Origin of the sequence: Flavobacterium gilvum (assembly GCF_001761465.1) — a bacterium.
In the GTDB taxonomy this organism is placed as follows: domain Bacteria; phylum Bacteroidota; class Bacteroidia; order Flavobacteriales; family Flavobacteriaceae; genus Flavobacterium; species Flavobacterium gilvum.
Genome location: NZ_CP017479.1, coordinates 3,942,887 through 3,965,097 on the forward strand (window position 1 = coordinate 3,942,887; position 22,211 = coordinate 3,965,097).

At 34.1% G+C, this 22,211-nt stretch carries 17 protein-coding genes; 11 read left to right on the plus strand and 6 right to left on the minus strand.

From position 1 onward, the window contains the following. Positions 1-215: 215 nt before the first annotated feature. Entirely contained in the window at positions 216-2,021 is a 1,806-nt protein-coding gene (locus tag EM308_RS17925) for an alpha/beta hydrolase fold domain-containing protein (RefSeq protein WP_156101289.1), read from the plus strand. 85 nt (positions 2,022-2,106) lie between these two features. On the opposite strand, the gene EM308_RS15885 is transcribed toward EM308_RS17925, so the two are convergent. Continuing rightward, positions 2,107-2,619 (minus strand): hypothetical protein, encoded by a 513-nt coding sequence (locus EM308_RS15885; protein ID WP_035633208.1) that lies wholly within the window; start codon positions 2,617-2,619, stop codon positions 2,107-2,109. 127 nt (positions 2,620-2,746) lie between these two features. Here EM308_RS15885 and EM308_RS15890 point away from each other — a divergent pair, with 127 nt between their 5' ends. From EM308_RS15890 to EM308_RS15900, 3 genes are all read left to right on the plus strand, one after another. Further along, entirely contained in the window at positions 2,747-3,307 is a 561-nt protein-coding gene (locus EM308_RS15890) for a 2'-5' RNA ligase family protein (protein ID WP_051877612.1), read from the plus strand. Positions 3,308-3,406: 99 nt separating this feature from the next. Further along, on the plus strand, positions 3,407-4,597 hold the full coding sequence (locus EM308_RS15895; RefSeq protein WP_051877608.1) for a thioredoxin family protein: 1,191 nt from the start codon (positions 3,407-3,409) through the stop codon (positions 4,595-4,597). Positions 4,598-4,781: 184 nt separating this feature from the next. Then, positions 4,782-5,840 carry an NAD(P)-dependent alcohol dehydrogenase gene (locus EM308_RS15900; RefSeq protein ID WP_035633210.1) on the plus strand — a complete coding sequence of 353 codons (1,059 nt, stop codon included), beginning with the start codon at positions 4,782-4,784 and terminating at the stop codon, positions 5,838-5,840. 113 nt (positions 5,841-5,953) lie between these two features. Here EM308_RS15900 and EM308_RS15905 read toward each other — a convergent pair whose 3' ends face one another. The 3 genes from EM308_RS15905 to EM308_RS15915 all read right to left on the minus strand — a co-directional run bounded on the left by EM308_RS15905 (position 5,954) and on the right by EM308_RS15915 (position 9,015). Continuing rightward, positions 5,954-6,355, minus strand: coding sequence for a c-type cytochrome (locus EM308_RS15905; protein WP_035633213.1), 402 nt, complete (start codon positions 6,353-6,355; stop codon positions 5,954-5,956). A 708-nt stretch (positions 6,356-7,063) separates the two neighbouring features. Beyond that, positions 7,064-8,644: an NADP-dependent glyceraldehyde-3-phosphate dehydrogenase gene (locus EM308_RS15910; RefSeq protein ID WP_035633216.1), complete on the minus strand. Its 1,581-nt coding sequence runs from the start codon at positions 8,642-8,644 to the stop codon at positions 7,064-7,066. Between the two features lie 65 nt (positions 8,645-8,709). Next, positions 8,710-9,015 (minus strand): rhodanese-like domain-containing protein, encoded by a 306-nt coding sequence (locus EM308_RS15915; RefSeq protein WP_035633219.1) that lies wholly within the window; start codon positions 9,013-9,015, stop codon positions 8,710-8,712. A gap of 326 nt (positions 9,016-9,341) precedes the next feature. Between EM308_RS15915 and EM308_RS15920 the strand changes: the two genes are divergently transcribed. The 5 genes from EM308_RS15920 to EM308_RS15940 all read left to right on the plus strand — a co-directional run bounded on the left by EM308_RS15920 (position 9,342) and on the right by EM308_RS15940 (position 15,441). Beyond that, complete coding sequence (locus tag EM308_RS15920) at positions 9,342-9,968, plus strand: Crp/Fnr family transcriptional regulator (protein WP_035633220.1); 627 nt, start codon at positions 9,342-9,344, stop codon at positions 9,966-9,968. A gap of 174 nt (positions 9,969-10,142) precedes the next feature. Further along, complete coding sequence (locus tag EM308_RS15925) at positions 10,143-10,931, plus strand: sulfite exporter TauE/SafE family protein (RefSeq protein WP_035633308.1); 789 nt, start codon at positions 10,143-10,145, stop codon at positions 10,929-10,931. 51 nt (positions 10,932-10,982) lie between these two features. Beyond that, positions 10,983-12,398 (plus strand): MBL fold metallo-hydrolase, encoded by a 1,416-nt coding sequence (locus EM308_RS15930; RefSeq protein WP_035633222.1) that lies wholly within the window; start codon positions 10,983-10,985, stop codon positions 12,396-12,398. Between the two features lie 475 nt (positions 12,399-12,873). Further along, positions 12,874-13,053, plus strand: a complete 180-nt coding sequence (locus tag EM308_RS15935; protein ID WP_035633311.1) for a hypothetical protein — start codon at positions 12,874-12,876, stop codon at positions 13,051-13,053. A 147-nt stretch (positions 13,054-13,200) separates the two neighbouring features. Further along, positions 13,201-15,441, plus strand: a complete 2,241-nt coding sequence (locus EM308_RS15940; RefSeq protein WP_197056100.1) for a HEAT repeat domain-containing protein — start codon at positions 13,201-13,203, stop codon at positions 15,439-15,441. 28 nt (positions 15,442-15,469) lie between these two features. On the opposite strand, the gene EM308_RS15945 is transcribed toward EM308_RS15940, so the two are convergent. Both EM308_RS15945 and EM308_RS15950 read right to left on the minus strand, forming a co-directional pair. Further along, on the minus strand, positions 15,470-18,391 hold the full coding sequence (locus EM308_RS15945; protein WP_051877609.1) for a PAS domain S-box protein: 2,922 nt from the start codon (positions 18,389-18,391) through the stop codon (positions 15,470-15,472). A 323-nt stretch (positions 18,392-18,714) separates the two neighbouring features. Then, positions 18,715-20,730, minus strand: coding sequence for a PAS domain-containing protein (locus tag EM308_RS15950; protein ID WP_051877610.1), 2,016 nt, complete (start codon positions 20,728-20,730; stop codon positions 18,715-18,717). A gap of 347 nt (positions 20,731-21,077) precedes the next feature. Here EM308_RS15950 and EM308_RS15955 point away from each other — a divergent pair, with 347 nt between their 5' ends. Further along, on the plus strand, positions 21,078-21,533 hold the full coding sequence (locus tag EM308_RS15955; protein ID WP_035633224.1) for a MarR family winged helix-turn-helix transcriptional regulator: 456 nt from the start codon (positions 21,078-21,080) through the stop codon (positions 21,531-21,533). An 11-nt stretch (positions 21,534-21,544) separates the two neighbouring features. Beyond that, positions 21,545-22,177: an NAD(P)H-dependent oxidoreductase gene (locus tag EM308_RS15960; RefSeq protein WP_035633227.1), complete on the plus strand. Its 633-nt coding sequence runs from the start codon at positions 21,545-21,547 to the stop codon at positions 22,175-22,177. Positions 22,178-22,211: the final 34 nt, after the last annotated feature.

A 22,211-nucleotide genomic window follows, 5' to 3' on the forward strand; every position in this document is an offset into this window, starting at 1 on the left:
ATAAAAAAGACCATTGTCCACCGCTTGGGTATATCGAACTGAAAGTTTACAAGCCCGGACAACTTATTTTTGCCACAAATTACACAAATTGTCACAAGTTAGTTAGTGGAAATTTGTGTAATTTGCGGCAAATTTTTTTTTTGAAACTGAAACTAATATTCACTAAAGTGTATAGTTTTAATCATTTTTAAAACCACAAAAAAATCAATATTTTCATGAACAAACCAAACCTTTTTAGCCAGAAAATAACATTATTACTGTTATTTTTTGGAATGAGTTTTTCTGCTTTTTCGCAAAGCAAAGAAATAAAATTATGGGACAAAATCCCCGGCGCAATTGAAGATGCTAACTACAAGGAAGAATTTAGAAAAGATGATAAAGGAAATATAAACGGCATTCTAAAAGTAACCGAACCCACCCTGAAAATATTTTTGGCAGAAAATAAAGGATTAAAAAATGCAGCTGTAATCATTTGTCCTGGTGGAGGCTATGCCGTTTTATCTCATGAAAAAGAAGGCGACAAAATAGCCAAATGGTTGCAATCTATCGGAGTTTCTGCATTTGTTTTAAAATACAGGTTGCCGAGCGATGTCATAATGAAGGATAAGACCATCGGTCCGTTACAAGATGCTCAAGAAGCTATAAGAATATTACGAAGAAATGCCGCAGAATGGAATCTTGATCCAGCAAAAATTGGCATCATGGGCTTTTCGGCTGGAGGTCATTTGGCCTCAACTTTGTCCACACATTATAATGACAAAGTATATGAATCCAAAGACGACACCAGTGCCCGCCCCGATTTTTCAATGTTGATTTATCCTGTGATTTCTATGGAAGACGGAATAACACACAGCGGATCCAAACAAAACCTTCTAGGAAAAACCCCTAGCGGTGAATTGGTTGCCAAATATTCTAACGAAAAAAAGGTTAACGAAAACACACCAAAAACATTCCTGGTTCACGCCACCGATGACAAAGCCGTTCCTGTTGAAAACAGCATCAATTATTATTTGGCTTTAAAACAAAATAAAGTTCCTGCCGAAATGCATCTGTATGAAAACGGTGGTCACGGTTTTGGATTGGGAGTTGCAGGCACCAATAAAAACTGGTCAAATGCCTGCGAAAAATGGCTGATTGCCAATGGTTTTATTCAAATACCAGACACTTATTTGTTTGCTTATTTCAAAGGAAACGGAGAAGATGGCCTGCATTTAGCTTCAAGTAATGATGGTTACAAATGGGAAGCTTTAAAAAAAGATGCCTCATTTTTGACTCCGGAAGTTGGCAAAGACAAATTAATGAGAGACCCTTGCGTTATCAAAGGCGGTGACGGATTGTACCACATGGTTTGGACAGTAAGCTGGACAGACAAAGGAATTGGTTATGCCTCGTCAAAGGATATGATTCATTGGTCAAAACAGGAGTTTTTACCGGTAATGTCCCATGAAAACAAAACCCGCAACACTTGGGCACCAGAAATCACTTATGACGAAAATTCAAAAACCTATATGATTTATTGGGCATCAACCATTGAAGGTAAATTTCCTGAAACCCAGTCAAATGAGGAAAAAGGATATAACCATAGAATTTACTATACAACAACCAAAGATTTCAAAAAATTCAAACCCACAAAACTGCTTTATGAACCTGGTTTCAATGTCATCGATGCCACTATTGTAAAACAAGGCGAAGGATATACAATGTATCTAAAAGACGAAACAAAAGTTCCGGTTCAGAAAAATCTAAAAACAGCTTTCAGTAAAAATCTAACAGGCCCTTATACCAAAGCAAGCGAACCTATTACTGGCAATTATTGGGCTGAAGGACCAACCGCAATCCAAATAAATGGAGAATGGATAGTTTATTTTGATAAATACACTCAGAAAAAATACGGAGCTGTAAAGCAAAATTCTAAAGGTTGGGAGGACATATCAGATCAAATTAGTTTTCCTGCAGGAACACGCCACGGAACGGTTATCAGGGTTCCCGCCGAAGTTATTACCAATTTGAAGAAAGAATAAAAATCAATGTTGTTTCGATTAAATTTCAAAAGCCTGTAAATATTAATTTTACAGGCTTTTGTTTTTATTACATTTTTAAGAATCTTTATCCTTCATCCTCTTCTTCATCTTCATGATCAAAATTAAAGAAATCATCAGGATTCAATGGAATATCAGCATCGGGGTCTTTATCATGCGCATTTACACCGGGCGGATTAAACAAACCCCATTCATCCTTAATATAATTCCAAACATCAAAACTTGCTACCCAATCAATAAACAGCATTCGAAACTCATCTATTTCCTTTCTAAGCAAATCGATATACTCAACATTTTCAATCCCATGATAGTGAAGGCTTCCTGCATGAACATACAAATCTCGAGCTGCCTTCCGGATAATCGCAGCATTTTCCATCCGCAAATCATATAAATCACCCGCTTCTGCATTAACAATTTTTGCAGGGATTATTATGGCATCTTCCAACATAAATCGAACGCTTGTTTCCTGCAAAATTTCATCATCTTTTGGAATAATCTGAACTAAACCTTCAGTCAACTTAAATATTTGTTCTGCCTTTTGATAAATAGGCATATTATGGATTTTATCTAATTTTGACATTCATTGTTGTTTTACATTATTACAGATTTAATTCGCTTCATAACTACACAAATCTACTATTTTAGGACTAATGCCAAACAAATAAAAATCTAAATTTATACTTTTATAATATCATAAAATGTTCGCTATGGAAAAAACCTATTCTCTTGTTATTCATCCTTCCGAGTCTATTCTTGCTTTGGTGAAATCAATAAAAGAACAACTGGCGACAGAAGTGGGTTGGTTCAACAGTAAAAATTCGGTGGGGCATATTACCATCTGCGAGTTTAAAGCAACCGAAAAACAATTAGAGAACATCAAAAATAAAATCCAAAAAATATGCGATACCCTCTCGGCTGTAAATGTACACTTGAATGAATTTAGTTCCTTTCCCAACGGTGCTTTTTTCATTGCTCCCGACAAGGATTCTCATAAAAACCTGAAGCACATCATGAAACAATTTCACAAATCTTTGTTGATTCCTAATATGCTCAAAAGCGACAATCCTCACCTCTCCATAGCCCGAAGACTCAAACCCGAAAATCTTGCCAAAGCCAATAAAATGTTTACCTCAATAGATCTGAATTTTATCTGTGACAGTGTGGTTTTGAGACAATTTGACGAGCAAATAAAACAGTTTTTTGTTATTGATACTTTAAAATTCGGGGACAATCCAAAAAGTAACATTATTCAAGGGACTCTTTTTTAGTATTTATTTATGATTTTTTTTACAAAACAAAAAAAATGGAATAGCAAAAAGAACTAAATTGCAGTTTAAAAAGAATACTATTTTTCCAAAAAGTTATCAATGAAATTTGCAATAAAATACACCCTCATCATCGCTCTTTTGTTTTTTGTTTCTATTACAAAAGCACAAAAACAAGATATCAATTTCATAGAAAACGATTATAAATCAGCACTTGAAAAAGCCAAATCGATTAAGAAACCAATTTTTATAATGGTTTATGCCACTTGGTGCCCTCATTGCAACAAAATGAAAAGCACCGTTTTAAAAGATCCTGTTGTAGTCGATTTTTTGAACACAAATTACATCAATGTTTCAATAAATGGTGAATCGGAAACAGGAAAGGATTTTATGAAAAATTTTAACGTAACTTCTTTTCCCACCTATTTATACCTGAATGAAAATGAAACCCATCTGTACAGCACCGGTGGAGAATTTACTTCTGAAGAATTTATTTTGGAATCCAAAAAAGCTTTAAACCCAAACACACAAATACCAAATCTGGAAAAAAAATTCAATGACGATAATCGAAGTCCTGAAAACTGTCTTCTTTATTTGAGTGCCATTAGAAAGAGCATTGAAAAATACAAAACGGATGATGTTGTTGCAAAATACTTGGCAACTCAACCAAAAGATCAACTGTTTACAGCTATAAATTGGAGAATTATTGCCTTTGGTCTTAATAAATTGGACACCAAAGAGTTTGATTTTGTTTTAAATCACCAAAGTGATTTTGCCAAAGTTTCTTCTCCTAAAAGAGTCGATGCCAAAATTGTAAGTGTGGTAAATCAAACCCTGACTCATAACATGGAAAATCTGGATTCTATTACCTACGACAAGAACCGAATTATTGCAAAAAATATTAATTCGAAAAAAGTAGATTCTTTAGTTTTCAAATACGATTTACAAATGTATGAAGCCTGTAAATGCTGGACAAAATACAAGCAAACCACATTAGAATCTGTACAAAAATTGGTTTGGAATGATTACAAAACCATTAATGAAATCTCAAAAAATTATGTCCTTCATGTAAAGGAAAAGAAAGATTTACAAACAACTATTATCTGGGCAAAAAAGTCGCTGGAATTAAACAATTCAGCCGAGAGCAATTTTTTGCTTGCGCGTTTATACAACAAAATAAAGGATAAAAAATCGGCCACAGAATACGCCCGAAAGGCCAAAGCTATCATTACTGCCATGGGTTGGGATACCAAAGAAATAGATCAGTTTTATCTGGAATTGGGGATAAAGTAAATTTTATTTCTAAGGATTTTTAGCTTTTTTTTGGATACAACATTTTTTTTGAAAGAAACCTTTCAGGATTCTTTATCAATTTTGCTAAAAAAAAGCTACTACTTTTTGAACTAAAAAAACAACAAAATACCAATTAAAATACTTATATTCAATGTTTTAAAATCACACTTTTAAATTTAATCCTATGGAAACCACAAATGTAAAAGCTTACGGTACCGAAGCAGCAGACGCCCCTTTAAAACAAATGGATATCCAACGCAGAAACGCTTCTGCAAAAGATATTGAAATTGATATTTTGTATTGTGGCGTTTGTCACTCCGATTTGCACACTGCCAGAAACGACTGGGGATTTACGACTTATCCAACAGTTGTTGGTCACGAAATTGTTGGAAAAGTAACCAAAGTAGGAAGCGAAGTAACCAAACTTAAAGTGGGCGATTTTGCCGCTGTAGGATGTTTGGTAGGTTCCTGCCACACCTGTGACAATTGCAAACACGATTTAGAACAATATTGCTCCAATGGATGGATTGGAACCTACAACAGTCCGGACAAATATTTGGGCGGAATGACTTATGGAGGTTACTCCGAAAAAATTGTGGTTGAAGAACACTTTGTGCTAAAAGTACCTGCTAATCTTAATCTTGCCGCTACAGCTCCTCTACTTTGTGCGGGAATAACCACTTGGTCTCCACTTCGTCACTGGAAAGTTGGAAAAGGAAGCAAAGTTGCCGTTGTAGGATTGGGTGGATTGGGACATATGGCCATAAAACTTGCCAAAGGTCTTGGTGCCGAAGTCACCCTTTTTTCAAGAACACCCGGTAAAGAAAAAGATGCCTTGGAGCTTGGTGCTGATGCTGTAATTATTTCGACTGAGACAAGTCAAATGGCAGCTGTAGGAGGAAAATTTGATTTAATTATTGACACCGTTCCTTATGTTCATGACATAAATCCTTATGTTGCAACTTTGAATACCAATGGAACACTGGTTTTGGTGGGTTATTTAGGCGGCTTGGAACCGTTTTTAAACACTGTACCGATGATAATGGGAAGAAAATCTGTTGCAGGCTCTCTGATTGGCGGTATCGCCGAAACTCAGGAAATGCTTGACTTTTGTGGAGAACATAACATTGTCTCTGAAATTGAAATAATTAAAATGCAAGAGATTAATGAAGCCTATGAAAGAATGCTAAAAAGTGATGTTCGTTATCGCTTTGTAATTGATATGGCTTCGCTTAAAGCCTAATTTGCGTAGAGACGTTGCACTGCAACGTCTCTACTAAAGAGAAAACCGTTACTACTTTGACATCAAGTGGTAACGGTTTTATTGAAAAAAATGATTTGGGTACTAATTCAAAATTATTTTTTTTCTAATTCTCGTATATAGTTGACCAGTTTCCATCTTTGGTCATCTGTTAAAATTCCAAAATAAGTAGCCATTGAAGCATTCCCGTGGGTGATTTTCCAAAAAATTGCACCGTCTGACTGATTTTTTACATTTAATGCTAATAAGTTTGCGGGACGAGGCTGCATGTTAACGCCTGCTTCTCCATTCCCCTGACCTTTAACACCGTGACACAAAACACACATTTCATTGAAAATTACTCCGCCTTCTTTAATGGCATTCTGATTTCCTGCAAATGGGTTTTTTAAAGAGCTCGAATATTCTGGTGCAACCCAGCTAATTTCTTGCGCTATACTTTTTGTACCTGACACAATTAGTAAAGCAAACACAACTAAAAGTTTAATTTCTGCTTTCATGGCCTGATGTTTTATTATATAACAAATTTATGAAAACGTTGTAGCAAGAAAGCTGATATTTATCATGAAATCATGAATTTTATAAAGAAAAACCAAAATAACGACACAAAATTAAACAATCCATAAATAAATTAAATTATAGTGATGATTTAATAAAATAATTAACCAAGACAACACAATAAAATCACCTTTTTTAACCAAAATTAATTTCATTATTTATTTGTCAGTAAAGAAATAACTGTCTTTTTTTGATTACTGTTTTAACGACCTCTTTTTAATTAAAAAAATGTCCTTATAACATATTTTGAAGCACAAAGTGAAATGTTTTCTTATAAATTATAAAACGCTTTAATTAGAAAGCGAATTAATAAGTAGAGAATTGCAGATATCAAAGCTAAGGCAATTATGAAGGTGATAATATTGATGACAATATTCGGAACAAAACTCAGCTTAGGATGCACATAAAAAGGCTCACGATGCAATCGTCCGTGGACATTCCGGGCAGCTATTTTTATTCTCTTTTTGATGCTTCGCTTTTTTAGATTACAATATTATGGACTGTGGATTATTCTATACAAATATAATCAATTCAAAAACAAGATTTTATAATCAGCATCAAAACAATTAATTGCTATTTCATTCTTTTTGCCAATAAAAAACCGTCTCACTTTTTGGAATGAGACGGTCTTAAAATTGTTTTAAAATCGATTACAAAATATAATCGGTATTGATGAAATTCGATTCTTTGCTATTCAATAAATCCTGTAAAATTTCATTGTTATAAGCATTATCTTTTGAAGCGACAAAAGTTCTGATAGAGAACGAACGCAAAGCATCATGAATACTCAATGTTCCTGTAGCAGAATCTTTTCTTCCTGTAAAAGGAAAAATATCTGGTCCTCTTTGGCAAGAACTGTTCAGGTTTACTCTACAAACTAAGTTTACCAAAGTATCAATAAGCGGCGCAATAGTTTTGATGTTTTTTCCAAACAAACTTACCTGTTGTCCGTAATTTGACTCAGCCATATCATTCAACGGTTCTTGTATATCTTTGAATGTCAAAACCGGTACTACAGGTCCAAATTGTTCTTCATTATACACTCGCATTTCTTTACTTACCGGATACAAAATAGCCGGATAAATAAAATTATCAGTTCTTTTTCCTCCTTTTGCATTGATTACTTTAGCACCTTTTTCTTTTGCATCATTAATTAACTCCTCAATATAGGCAGGCTTTTCGGTTTCTGGAAGTGGCGTTAATGCTACTCCTTTTTCCCAAGGATTCCCAAATTTCAAGGCATCAACCTTTTCGGCAAAGCGTTTGTTAAATTCAGCTGCTACATTTTCGTGTACATAAATCAATTTCAAAGCTGTACAACGTTGCCCATTAAACGATAATGATCCTGTAATACATTCCTGGATAGCCAAATCCAAATCGGCATCTGGTAAAATTATCGCTGGGTTTTTGGCTTCTAATCCTAATACCAAACGAAGTCTGTTTTTGTTCGGATGCTGATCCTGTAAAGCGATAGCCGCCTTACTATTCCCAATCAAAGCTAAAATATCTACTTTTCCAGATTTCATTATTGGTGAAGCAATTTCGCGTCCTCTACCATAAACAATACTGATTACACCTTTAGGAAAACTATTTTTAAATGCTTCCAACAATGGAGAAATCAATAAAACACCGTGTTTTGCAGGCTTGAAGATTACTGGATTTCCCATAATCAAAGCTGGAATAAGCAACGTAAAAGTTTCGTTCAATGGATAATTATATGGTCCAAGACACAATACTACTCCAATAGGTCCTCTTCGAATCATGGCATTTATACCCTGTACTTTAGAAAAATGGGCTGAATCACTATTTAATTCTTTATAGCTTTGAATAGTGTCATTTATGTATTCTACCGTTCTGTCAAATTCTTTTTCGGAATCACCAAGTGATTTTCCAATTTCCCACATCAAAAGTTTAACTACTTCTGTTCGGGTTTCTTTCATTTTTTCGACAAACTTTTCCATGCATTTGATACGGTCAGCAACTTTCATTGTTGGCCACAATCCTTGCCCATTATCAAAGGCTGCTCTTGCGGACTCGGCCACTTCAAGCGCTTCGGCCTCACCCATAAATGGAATAGAGCCTAATAATGTTGGTGCATATTTTTCGGTTGAAGATATTGTAGAATATACCGGTGTTGTTTTTCCGGTCCATTTTTTTAATTTTCCATTTACCAAATAAGTATCTTGAATCAGAGGGGCTGTTATTTGAAATTCTTCAGGTATTGTATTCATTCTTTGGTTATTTTGGTTTTCTTATTAAAACTTAAAAAAAAGAGGCTGGCGCCTCTTTATATATATTATACTAAATCGCCATCCCATTCTATTACTCCGCCGAGTAAATTATAAGCATTTTCTATGCCTAACTCATTCATTATTTCGCACGCTTTGGCGCTTCTCATTCCTGAGCGGCAATACACATAATAATTTTTGCTTTTATCCAATGCATTAATAGCATCGACAAACTCCTGTCCTTTATGAATATCTATGTTGATAGCTCCTTCGATTATGCCTTGATTGCATTCGTCTTCGGTTCTTACATCCAATATCACAGCATTTTCATCAGCTTCAAATTGGGAAACCCATTCTTCTTGTGTTAAATTCATAATTTATATTTTTTTGTAAAAATACAAGGTTTTTCTCAAACAATATACCTCTTTTTTGTGAATTAATCAAAAAATCAAAGAAAACGTTTTCGTAAAGCATAATCTAAACAGTCAAAAAACATTCCTGTTTTTCCAAATTATGAATCTACTTTTTTGATTAAAATACAAAGCTGGTTAACCACATTCCAAAAAACATAATGAATCTTCATTTTTTAAAACCTTTGGTTAAAATTTCGATAAAAAATAACTTTTTGTTCAAAATCGGTTATTATAAAACAGCTCACTTTTTTACTAATTTTACACTCATTTCAAAATAAAAAATCTAAATGCAAGAACAGCTGAATAAAATATTTCCTTCTTTTTCAAAAGAATTAATTCAGGACATTGAAGCAAATCAGATTGTCAAAAAAATCAATGTTGGCGAAATTATCATGCGCACCGGGCAGTATATAAAAAATACGGTTCTTGTAAGCAAAGGAACCATCAAAGTATATCGTGAAGATATTGATGGCGGCGAATTTTTCATGTATTATATACAAGCCGGGCAAGCCTGCGCCTTATCTATGGTTTGTTCTGTCAATAATGAAAAAAGCCAAATCATGGCAAAAGTAGTCGATGATGTTGAACTCATTATGGTTCCGCTAGATTTGATGGACAAATGGATGATGCAGCATCGTAGCTGGTATGAATTTGTGATTGGCAGTTATCGTAATCGTTTTGAAGAAGTTCTGGAATTAATTGACAGCATTGCATTCCGAGCGATGGACGAACGTCTCGAATTTTATTTAAAAAGACAAGTCGAGGCTTGCGGTTGCAAGGAACTTAAACTCTCGCATCAGGAAATCGGTTCCGATTTGAATACATCGAGAGAAGTCATTTCTAGATTGCTTAAAAAAATGGAACAAAGAGGTCTTGTAGTTTTAAACCGCAACCAGATTGAGATTTTGATGTAGAAAAGGTAATATCAATCTCAAAAATCAAATTCAAAAATCAAATTCAAAAATCAAACTTTAAACTTTTAAACTTTTAAACTTTTAAACTTTAAACTTTTAAACTTTTCCTAAGTGACAAAAGTTACACAACGCCAATAATTGTCTTTGCATCTTTGTGCAAACAAAATGCAAAACATGGAACACGTTGGCTATTTGGCTTCTTTGGCTATAGGTATCTCATTAGGACTGATAGGTGGCGGAGGATCCATTTTGACGATTCCTATATTGGTTTATTTATTTAAAATAGACCCAAAATTGGCCACCAGCTATTCCTTATTCATCGTTGGGATTACAGCTTTGTCGGGATGTTTCAGCCATTACAGATTGGGTAATCTCAAAATCAAATCGGCTTTATTTTTTGGTATTCCTTCCGTATTTTCCATATTAGTAATCCGGGAAGTGATTATTTTAAAAATTCCCAATGTACTTTTTACAATAAATGATTTTCAGGTCACCAAAAACTTCCTGATTATGATTGTTTTTGCCGTATTGATGATAGCTGCTTCTTTTTCTATGATTTACAAAAACAATCCACAGATACATTCCTCGGGGACAAATTATTTACAATTAGCACTAATAGGTTCTGTAGTCGGAATCGTAACTGGTTTTTTGGGCGCAGGTGGAGGATTTTTAATTATTCCGGCTCTTATCTTTTTTGCCAATTTACCTATGAAACAAGCCGTTGGGACATCATTATTAATTATCTTTATTAACTCTTCCATTGGCTTTGCTGGTGATTTATACATTGGAACACCAATCAATTATGCTTTTTTGTTAACCATTTCGGCAATTGCTTTTATGGGAATGCTTATTGGTACTCAATTATCAAAAAAAATAAACAGCGCCAAATTGAAACCTCTTTTTGGGTGGTTCATTTTGGTGATGGGAATTTATATTATTATTAAAGAGATTCTAAGCTTTTAATAAACTTAGAATCTCAGAATCTTAGTAACTTAGTAACTTAAAAATAAATCCATGCAAGTCGAACAAATATATACTGGCTGTCTGGCACAAGGTGCTTATTATATCACTTCTAATGGAGAAGCGGCCATAATCGATCCGTTGAGAGAAACACAGCCCTATTTGGACAGAATTGAGCGTGACGGAGTTGAACTGAAGTATATTTTTGAAACTCATTTTCATGCTGATTTTGTTTCGGGTCACTTGGATTTAAGCAAAGAAACTAATGCTGAAATCGTTTATGGCCCAACAGCTCAACCCGAATTTAAAGCGACTGTCGCAACAGATAATCAATTATTTGAAATAGGAAATATCAAAATAAAAGTATTGCATACGCCCGGGCACACACTCGAGAGTTCCACTTATTTACTTATTGACGAAAACGGGAAAGATCATGCCATTTTCTCCGGTGATACTCTTTTTATTGGAGACGTAGGAAGACCGGATCTTGCCCAAAAAGCCGCTTCGATGACACAAGATCAGTTGGCAGGATTACTTTTTCATTCGTTAAGAAACAAAATAATGACACTCGCCGATGATGTTATTGTGTATCCCGCTCATGGTGCCGGAAGTGCCTGCGGAAAGAACATGAGCAAAGAAACCATTTCGACCATTGGTAACCAAAAAGCGACTAATTATGCGCTAAGAGCCAACATGACCGAAGCCGAATTCATCGCCGAAGTGACCGAAGGATTGCTCCCTCCCCCCTCCTATTTTGGGATGAATGTCGCAATGAACAAAAAAGGATATGATAGTTTTCAGGACGTGCTGCAACACGGGATGAACGCTCTTTCTGTAACCAAATTTGAAGCTATCGCCGATGAAAAAGGAGCTTTGATTCTAGACACAAGAAACAGTGGCGATTTTGCCAAAGGCTTCATTCCGCAATCCATAAATATAGGAATAAATGGTGATTTTGCTCCTTGGGTGGGCGCTTTGATTGCCAATGTAAACCAACCCATTATCCTAATTACCGAAGTCGGAAGAGAAAAAGAAACCGTAACCCGTTTGAGTCGTGTTGGCTTTGATCATTTGATTGGTCATTTAGAAGGCGGTTTTGATTCCTGGAAAAAAGCTGGCAAAGATGTAGACACCGTAAACCGAATCACCGCTGACCAATTTAAAGCAAAAGTAAAAATTGGCGAAAGCAAAATCATCGACATCCGTAAACCAAGTGAATACAGTGCCGAGCATGTCGAAGAAGCTTTTAGCAAACCACTGACAAACATTAACGACTGGATAAAAGACATTGATTCAAAAGAACATTTCTTTATTCATTGCGCCGGCGGTTACCGAAGTATGATAGCTGCATCGATATTGCAGGCACGCGGTTTTCGAAATTTCAGTGAAATAGAAGGTGGATTTAATGCCATTGCCAAAACAAATATTCCCAAAACCGATTTTGTGTGCCAAAGCAAAATGCTGAAATAAATTGTAAATGAATTTTTTCCATTTATCTGTAGCGTCCAAGAGCTGAACGCACTTGATAAAGTGGAAAAAATCCCGTTTTATGAGTCTTTACAAGGAACGAAACAATCAGAATTACTATATCCGCTCCAATTAATTTTCGGGGCACACTTTTCTTAGTGAGAGCTTCGTTCCTCGCAAAGACTTTGATTATGTTAATATAAAAACTCGAAAAACGCTTCCTTTCTCAATGAAATAAGCTATTTCATCTCCACTTCTTATGACAACAATTATTTAATAGAATTAATTCTACTTTATTTAAGGACATTGTACTACATTATCTTTTTTAATAAATACGTATTATTGTAAAATAAATCACAATACAACTGATATACAACAGGTTAAAACACTAAATATTTAAGTTATAAAAAAGTTAATTAACAATAGTGACTCAAAAAAAACGATACTTTTGAGTTTACATTAATCAAAATACATGACCATGAAAAACCTAATCACTGTTTTGGCCGTCGCTCTTTTTTCTGCAGGAATGAATATGAGCGCACAGGAGACAAAACCAAAAGAAGCCCCTAAAAAAGAATGCACTACCAAAGAAAAAAAGGCATGCAGCAGCACATCCAAGAAAGCTTGTTGCTCTGCTAAAACTACAAAGAAAGCGTAATGTAATTAATTTATAATGACCCGAAAAGAGTGTTTGTACCTTCAAGCACTCTTTTTTTTTTGCAAAAAACTTATTCGCTTCATTTTTATTGCAGACTCTCCTTTGCGACTACTTTTTAATTCTATATTTTTGAGAAAAATTTTCTACATGCTCAAAAAATCTTCAATTGTCATATCAATCCTTATTATCCTATTTGTAATATTTAGAGTTTTTATTGTTGATAGCTGCAGTTCAAAAGATACCGAATACACCGAAACGCTTTCTGCCAACAATGCCTATGTTGGGGATAAATCCTGCGTAAAATGCCACTCGACCGAACACCATCTATGGAAAGAATCTGACCATTATATGTCGATGCTTCCCGCCAATGACTCAACTGTAAAAGGAGATTTTAACGATGTGACTTTCACCGCAGATGGTATCACCAGCAAATTTCACAAAAAAGGTTCTAAATTTTTCATCAATACCGAAGGAAGTGACGGCAAGAATCATGATTTTGAGATAAAATATATTTTTGGACACAAACCTTTGCAACAATATTTAGTTCAATTTCCAGGTGGAAGATTGCAAGTGCCACGCCTGAGTTGGGATGTCAATAAAAAGAAATGGTTTAATCAATATGCCGGACAAAAAATTGCTTCACACGATTGGCTGCATTGGACAGGAAATGCACAAAATTGGAATACGATGTGTGCCACCTGTCATTCGACTAACTTGCACAAAAACTATGACACCAAAACGGATACCTACAAAACAAGTTACAGCGTTATCAATGTAAGTTGCGAAAGTTGTCATGGCGCTGGTCAAAAACACCTAAATTACATAAACGGTTCCGATTATAAATCGGGAGATAAAGTAACTGGAAGTTTTATGAAATTGGGCAAAAATTCCGGTCAATTGGAACAAATCAATACTTGCGCTCCTTGTCATGCGCGTATCTCCGAAATAAGTCCAAAACATATCGACAGCAAGGAAATAATGGACAATTATATTCCGCAAATTCCCGACACAGAATTTTTCCATGCCGATGGGCAGGTTGATGACGAAGATTACATTTATACTTCTTTTTTGCAAAGCAAAATGTACAGCAAAGGAGTAAAATGCAGCAATTGTCACAATCCTCACAGTATCAAACTGAAAAAAATTGACAATCAAACCTGTTTGCAATGTCATATCCAAAAAAAATATGACACACCAAAACATACTTTTCATACAATAGGCTCAAATGGTGCGCTTTGCGTAAACTGTCATATGCCAGGTAAATTGTACATGGGGAATGATTTGCGACACGACCATAGTTTTAGGGTTCCTCGCCCCGATCTTTCGGTCAAATACGGAACTCCAAATGCTTGCAGTAATTGCCATAAGGATAAATCCGAAAAAACTTTGGCCGATGCCGTAATCAAATGGTATGGTCCGAACCGAAAGTATCATTTTGCCGATGATTTGATTCCTGGCAGCCGATTGGACAACCAGAGCGAATCTCATTTAACCCAATTAATCAATATCCAAAACACTCCAAATATCATCAAAGCCACAGCTTTATTCTATTTGGGAAGCATAAATTCACAAACAAGTTTAAAAACGATAACGTCTTGCTTAAACCATAAAGATGCTCAAGTACGATACAGAGCTTTACGCAGTTTGTCTATTTTTGCGCCAAGCGATTGGATTCAAAATGTTGGACCATTATTATCAGACAAAGTGAGGGCTGTTCGTATCGCCGCCGCTGATCTTTTTGTTGGATTACCAAAAGATCAGATTCCAAGTCAATACGTAACCGCTTTTGAAACTGCGAATAAAGAATTAGTCAGCTATCTTCATTATCAAACTGACTTTTCGGTGGGAAATATAATGCTTGCGGATTATTATTTAAAAATTCAGGATTATGTCAATGCCGAATCTTTTTACCTGAAAGGACTAAAAAAAGACGATAAAATGAATTATGCGCTGCTTAATTTGTCTTCACTTTATAATGCTGTAGGTAAAAATGATGCGTCGTTACACGTTTTGCAAAAAGCGTTGAAAAACGACCCTAAAAATGACCGAATTTATTACAATTTGGCTTTGCTTTACAATGAAACGAATAATTCGACAGCAGCCGAAACCGCATTTGCCAATGCTGTTGCTTTAAAATCACAAAATCCAAGAGTGTATTACAATTATGGATTAATGCTAAACGCCAAGAAAAATTTTAAAGCAGCCGAAACGATTTTGCAAAAAGGAATCGCGATAAGCCCCAACACACCCGATTTGTATTATGCACTAACTTTTGTCTATATCCAAAGTGATAACAAAACAAAAGCACAACAAACAGCTATTAAACTAAAACAATTGGATCCAAATAATCCAAATTATCAGGGCTTATTTCAGAATTTAGGATTGTAACAACAATCTTTTTCCTTTAAAAACATTCCTAATTAACTTGTTTCTGAGGCAGCCATTTTCGGAAAATAAAATTCAAATCATCCTCGATTATTGGTTTGGAAACATAATCATTCATACCAAACTCGAGGCATTTATCTTTTTCACCAACCATTATTCCTGCGGTTAAGGCAATGATCGGAATTTTGTCGCAACCTTTATGGTTTCTAATTTCGATTGTGGCTTCATATCCATTTTTTATTGGCATCTGAATATCCATTAAAATCAAATCCGGATTATTCATTTCCAATTGCTCAATTGCTAATTTCCCGTCTGTAGCCTCCAGAATAATGGCATTTGGAACGATACGTTTTACCAAGGTTTTGGTCAAAAACATATTGATTTTATTGTCTTCTACAATCAAAATGCGTAGTGCTTCTCTATTGTTTGCGTACTCTATCTTTTTTATTTCTTTAGGTGGCGTCAACTCGACAAAGGCATCTTTTGTTGGGTTTGCTTTTTTAAATTTGATGGAAAAATAAAAGTCACTACCATCTCCGTATTTACTCTTCAATTGTAGATTACTACACATCAATTCAAGCAGCAAATTGGAAATGGTCAACCCCAAACCTGTACCTCCGAATTTTTTTGAAGTAGCACTTTCTTCCTGAACAAAGGAATTGAAAATTTTCTTTTGATTGTATTGTTTAATTCCAATTCCGGTATCTTTTACAGAGAATTTCAGGGTTACATTTTTCGTGGCATCTTTCACCAATTCAACATCCAAATGAATATGTCCGAACGAAGTGAATTTTAAAGCATTACTCATTAAATTCACCAATATTTGTTTCAATCGAATCGAATCAGCCGCTATATATTGAGGTACGTCTTTATCTATATTCAGGGATAAAGCAATATTTTTCAAATTGGCCTGATATTTAAACAAATCAATAACCTGATGCAGCAACTCAAAAAGATCTGTATCCTCTATGTGCAACTCTAATTTTCCGGATTCAATTTTGGAGAAATCCAAAATATCATTGATGATTTCCATCAAAGAATTGGCAGAAACATTAATGGTAGACATATATTCCAACTGGTTTTTATCCAGATTGGTTTTCATCAACAAATCAGTAAAACCAACAATTCCGTTTAATGGCGTTCTGATTTCGTGACTCATATTAGACAAAAAGTCCGACTTGGCCTTATTGGCTTCCTCTGCCTGAATTTTGGCTTTTTTAAGTTCCCGGTTGGTTTCTTTTAACTCCTCATTAATCTCTTCATATTCAACATATTTAATATACAAATCCTTTTCATTTTCTTCGGCTTTTTCTTTGGCATTTATCAATTCTAATTCCAGTAGTTTTCGATCAGTTATATCTCGAATAGTTCCCACTATAATGGCAGGATTATTATCCTTATCGCATTTTAAACTTCCTATTCCGTGCAGCCAACGTTCCGTCTTGTCATTGGCTCTTGTGATTTTATATTCTTTGTTGAAAGGTTTTCTTTTTGTGATTACTTCCTCTTGAAAATAGTTTTCCAAAGGTTCTCTCCAATCAGGATGGACTAGATCCGACCAGGTTTCTTCATTCAAATCAAAGTCGGAATCTATTCCCAAAATAGTATTCAAAATATCTGTTCTGGTCCATTTTTTTGTTTGCAGATTAATGCTGTAAGATCCTAATCGAGCGATGCTTTGAGTTTCCCTCAGGAACATTTCTTTTTCTTTTAGTGCCTCAATTGACTGAATCCGTTCTGTAATATCTTTTACGAATAATAAAATCTGTTTTTCGTGTAATTTTACGGCATCTATGGACCAATAACGTAAAAATCCTCTTTTGTTGACAAACTCAATGACCTCATTTGAGACTGTTTTCAAAGAAAGCGTTCCGAATAAAGTTTCGATTTTATTCAAAGAATGGAATGGAACAATTTCCCAAAACGTTTTTTTAAACAGTTTCTTTTTGGAATAACCCGCAATTTTTGTTGCCGCCGGATTTACTTCCAAAAAATTTCCCTGATTGTCTACAACCATTACTCCATCTGGTGCATTTTCTATGTAGTTGCGGAATTTAGCATTACTTTGCTGCTCTCTTTCCTTTTCTTTGATAGCTTGAAATTCTTTTTCCTTTGCAAAAATTTCATTCTCAATCCTTTTTTTTTCGGTAATATCCTGGGCAACTCCTCTCAACATAACAATTTCCCCTTTTTCATTTTCAATAGGAACTCCCGTGCCAAAAACCCATTTAAAACGATTATCTGGAAAATTCAGTTTGTGATTGATTTCATAAGGTAATTTGGTCTTTACCGATTCATTTATTTTGTCACTCAAAATCTCCTGATCTTCCTTTGAAAAAAAACTCAGATATTGTTCATATAATTTTTCTTTGGTTCCAAGGGGTATTTCAAAAATAGAATACAACTCTTTGGACCAAACCAATTCCTTCGTTTTCAAGTTAAATTCCCAACTGCCTATTTTTGCTATTTTTTGGGCTTCGTTCAATAAATTCTCACTGAAAATTAGCTGTTCCTGAATATTTCTGATTTCTGTAATATCTCTCCCGATGGAATAAATCAGATTGCGTTCAGGATTGATAATGGATGTCCATTGTACAGACAAAAGTTCCCCTTTTTTAGTAACAATCCGATTTTCAAAGGTGACTGAAGTACTTCCTTCCAATAGTTTTTGAAGAGCTTCTTGTGATTTTTTAAGATCGTCTGGGTAGAATAATTTAGTATAACTATTGACCAATAATTCTCTTTTGGAGTACCCCAATTTTTTTATAAATACAAGATTAAATTCCTTCAAATATATATTCAAATCGGTGACGCAAATAAAATCTGAGGACTCTCTGGTGAAAAATTCAAAATTAGCAATCGAATCTATTTTCTTTTGCAATAAAGAAATCTTATGCTCTTGTTTCTTGATTTTTTGTAACAATTCTTCAACTGATGGTAAAGTTTCTTTCATATGAAGATATTTTTTGATTGCTATCGGTCATATATAATTTGCATATCTGAATTAATAACCAAAATACAATTTAAATATACAAAACTTATATTACACAACCCACTAACAATTAAATTAATACCATATAAAACTAAATATATTTTAACACGTTGGGTGTAATTTTTTTCACCACATAAGAGAAACATGGAATTTATAGTTTTTTTTTAAAAGAACTAGATAACCGTTTCACTTATCAAATAGTAATCTGTGACCCGAGCCGAAATCGAATTGGCGAAGCAATTACATCCAACAGCTTATTCTAACCATTCTTTTTTGCTATAAAATTAATTTTTCAGCCATTTTAAAAGTACTTTCTCGAGCTCTAATTGTACAATTGGCTTTGTAAGATAATCAGACATTCCGTATTCTATGCACTTTTCTTTTTCACCATTCAAAACCCCCGCAGTGAGGGCAATGACCGGAATGTGTTTGATTTTTTCTTTTTTTCGGATTTCCAAAGTAGCGTCATAACCATTTTGTACAGGCATCTGAATATCCATCAAAATCAAATCGGGCATGTTTTCTTCTGCCAAAACTACAGCATCAAAACCATTGGTGGCTTCAATCAGTTTACAATCCTTGATAACTTTACGGAGCAGGGTTTTGGCCAAAAGCATATTTATTTTGTTATCCTCAACAATTAAAATCTTTGAATCAGATAATGAATTTGAAGACCGTAATACATTATCTAAAACCAAATCGTTATTCTCTTCCAAATAAGGAGCTTTATTTATTACTTTCTCAAAAGTTGCTATAAAAAAGAATTCACTTCCCTGACCATAAGTACTGATTAATTTCAATTCACTATTTTTTAGTGTCAAGAGCTGACTCGAAATTGCCAATCCCAAACCGGTTCCTCCGTACTTTCTAGTGGTGGTATTATCCGCCTGAATAAAGGATTGAAAAATTTTCTTCTGATTATTGTCTTTAATTCCAATACCTGTATCTATGACAGAAAATTTAATTTTCGAAAATAAATCTTCATCTTCAACATGATTCACTCTCAATCTGATGGAACCTGAGAAAGTAAATTTCATCGCATTACTCAACAAATTGACCAATATTTGTTTTAAACGAAAGGAATCAGCTTTGATGTATTTTGGCACATTCGGGTCAATTTCAAGGAGTAACTCAATTTTTTTGTGATTTGCTTCGTATTTGAATAAATTAATAATTTGATTCAGTAATTGAAAAAGGTCTATTTCTTCAAAATTAAGCTCTAGTTTTCCGGATTCGATTTTCGAAAAATCAAGAATATTATTGATGATTTCCATCAAAGTATTGGCAGATTCATTGACGGTTTTGAGGTATTCCAATTGGTCATTATCAAATTTTGTTTTCAGCAATAAATCTGTAAAACCAACAATTCCGTTAAGCGGTGTCCGAATTTCGTGAGTCATATTTGCAAGAAAATCAGATTTTGCTTTATTTGCGGCTTCTGCTTTTTCTTTAGCTTTTATAGTGTCGTCAATTAACTTTTTTTGCGTAATATCCTGTACCACACCTTTTAAAGCAACAACATTATTGTTATTATCCAAAACCGGGACTCCCGTACAAAATACCCATTTCATCTTTTGATTTTTCAAAATTATTCGATGCTCCATTTCATAAGGAGTCTTTTTGGAAACCGTATTCAAAACATTTGCATTCAATATCTCTGCATCTTCGGGCAAAAAACTGGATAAGTATTTGGCATATAAATCAGGATCAGCAGGCTTATTCTCGATTTCGAATATTTCGTATAATTCGTTGGACCAATTTAATTCCTGGGTAATCAAATTAAAATCCCAACTTCCAATCTTTGCTATCTTTTGTGCCTCATTGAGTGATTTTTCACTGGACAAAAGTTTTTCCTGTGTTTTTCTGATTTCGGTAACATCACGGGCAATTCCGTAGATTAAACTATTAGTAGCATTCAAATTAGCTTTCCATTGCAAAAAAACCGTTTCACCGTTTTTCTTTATATATCGATTTTCAAAATCAATGATTGGGCAATTTTGAGTTAATTTTTTGAATTCCTCCAAAGATTTTTCCAAATCATCGGGATGCACAAAGTCAAAAGAAGGTCTGGAAAGCAATTCCTCTTTTGAATAACCCAAAGCTTTGGTAAAACCATTATTGACTATTTTGAAATAGGCATCTCTATCGGCAACACATATTAAATCCGGAGACTCTTTTACAAAATACTCAAAATTGGTAACGGTATTTTTTTCTTCATTTAACTCCTTTATGAGTTGTTCCTGTTCCTTTACTTTTCGGAGTAATTCTTCATAAGTAAACTCCTTTTTTGGTTTTCCCATTATCAAAAAATAAATAATTTAACACCCAATGCGTATTTTTCTATAAATATAATACAGTCTTTTAGAAAATAAAACAATATTAGCAAAAGAAAATGATTACAACTAAAAATTGAAGAGCGCAATTGATTCACTACTATATGGTATCCTCTATTTTTGGTGTCTACCAAAAGAAAAAAAAACCTCTTTCAAAATATTTTATAACACATTAAAAAACAATTAATTACACTTAATAAAAACCTACAAACAAAATTAGCTTTTTATCAATTAACAAAACATTAACAACAACACTTGTATATACAAATATAAATATAACTACATTTGTACCAACAAATAAAACACCTACAAATATGAAAATAGAAGAGGAGTTAAAAAGCAAAGTTGATTATAATAAATCGACAAGAGTGGTTTTGAATCTAATGTACACACAAAATGTCATCACAGAACGTTTTAATGAAATCATTAAATCCTATGACATTTCTGGAGAACAATATAATGTATTACGGATTTTGAGAGGACAAAAAGGATGCCCTGCTAATATGTGCATCATTCAGGAACGAATGCTTGCGAGAACAAGCAACACGACAAGACTAGTCGATAAATTATTACTGAAAGATTTGGTTACACGAAATGTCTGTCCTGATAATCGAAGAAAAATAGAAGTATTAATCACTCAAAAAGGAATGGATTTATTGACAGAACTGGATCCGAAAGTAAAAGAGCATGAAGAATTCTTTGCCAAAAATCTGACCGAAGAAGAATTAATACAATTGAATACTTTACTAGAAAAATATCGAACTAAATAATAATAAATATCATGAGCAATTTTTTAAATAATCAAAACTGGAGATATGCAACAAAGAAATTTGATGCGACCAAAAAAATTTCTGCCGAAGATTTAAATACTTTAAAAGAAGCCATCCGTATGAGTTCATCCTCTTATGGTTTACAACCTTACAAAGTTTTCATAATTGAAAACCCAGAATTAAGAGCAAAAATACAGCCAGCTGCCTGGGGACAATCTCAAATAGTAGAGGCATCGCATTTATTTATTTTTGCCAACGACACCAATATTGGTGATACTGAAATCGATGAATTCTTGAAAACAATAAGTGTAACTAGAGAAACTCCTATTGAATCACTGGCAGGTTATGGTGATTTTATGAAATCAAAAATTTCGACTTTGGAACCTGCAGTAAAAAACGTTTGGACTTCAAAACAAACTTATTTGGCACTTGGAAACTTGCTAAACGCTGCTGCCGAACTTAAAATTGATGTTACTCCAATGGAAGGATTTATACCTGCGCAGGTAAATGAAATATTAGGATTTGACAAACTAAACCTTAATACATCACTTATTGCTACAGTTGGTTACCGTCACGAAGAAGATGCTACACAACACTACAAAAAAGTAAGAAAATCAAAAGAAGACTTATTTATTACATTATAATAATTACTAATTCAAATTAAATCAATTCACACAA

Coding starts and splice junctions, on each gene's coding strand:
- EM308_RS17925 (WP_156101289.1), top strand. CDS start 216: ATGAACAAACCAAACCTTTTTAGCCAGAAAATAACATTATTACTGTTA.
- EM308_RS15885 (WP_035633208.1), bottom strand. CDS start 2,619: ATGTCAAAATTAGATAAAATCCATAATATGCCTATTTATCAAAAGGCA.
- EM308_RS15890 (WP_051877612.1), top strand. CDS start 2,747: ATGGAAAAAACCTATTCTCTTGTTATTCATCCTTCCGAGTCTATTCTT.
- EM308_RS15895 (WP_051877608.1), top strand. CDS start 3,407: ATGAAATTTGCAATAAAATACACCCTCATCATCGCTCTTTTGTTTTTT.
- EM308_RS15900 (WP_035633210.1), top strand. CDS start 4,782: ATGGAAACCACAAATGTAAAAGCTTACGGTACCGAAGCAGCAGACGCC.
- EM308_RS15905 (WP_035633213.1), bottom strand. CDS start 6,355: ATGAAAGCAGAAATTAAACTTTTAGTTGTGTTTGCTTTACTAATTGTG.
- EM308_RS15910 (WP_035633216.1), bottom strand. CDS start 8,644: ATGAATACAATACCTGAAGAATTTCAAATAACAGCCCCTCTGATTCAA.
- EM308_RS15915 (WP_035633219.1), bottom strand. CDS start 9,015: ATGAATTTAACACAAGAAGAATGGGTTTCCCAATTTGAAGCTGATGAA.
- EM308_RS15920 (WP_035633220.1), top strand. CDS start 9,342: ATGCAAGAACAGCTGAATAAAATATTTCCTTCTTTTTCAAAAGAATTA.
- EM308_RS15925 (WP_035633308.1), top strand. CDS start 10,143: ATGGAACACGTTGGCTATTTGGCTTCTTTGGCTATAGGTATCTCATTA.
- EM308_RS15930 (WP_035633222.1), top strand. CDS start 10,983: ATGCAAGTCGAACAAATATATACTGGCTGTCTGGCACAAGGTGCTTAT.
- EM308_RS15935 (WP_035633311.1), top strand. CDS start 12,874: ATGAAAAACCTAATCACTGTTTTGGCCGTCGCTCTTTTTTCTGCAGGA.
- EM308_RS15940 (WP_197056100.1), top strand. CDS start 13,201: ATGCTCAAAAAATCTTCAATTGTCATATCAATCCTTATTATCCTATTT.
- EM308_RS15945 (WP_051877609.1), bottom strand. CDS start 18,391: ATGAAAGAAACTTTACCATCAGTTGAAGAATTGTTACAAAAAATCAAG.
- EM308_RS15950 (WP_051877610.1), bottom strand. CDS start 20,730: ATGGGAAAACCAAAAAAGGAGTTTACTTATGAAGAATTACTCCGAAAA.
- EM308_RS15955 (WP_035633224.1), top strand. CDS start 21,078: ATGAAAATAGAAGAGGAGTTAAAAAGCAAAGTTGATTATAATAAATCG.
- EM308_RS15960 (WP_035633227.1), top strand. CDS start 21,545: ATGAGCAATTTTTTAAATAATCAAAACTGGAGATATGCAACAAAGAAA.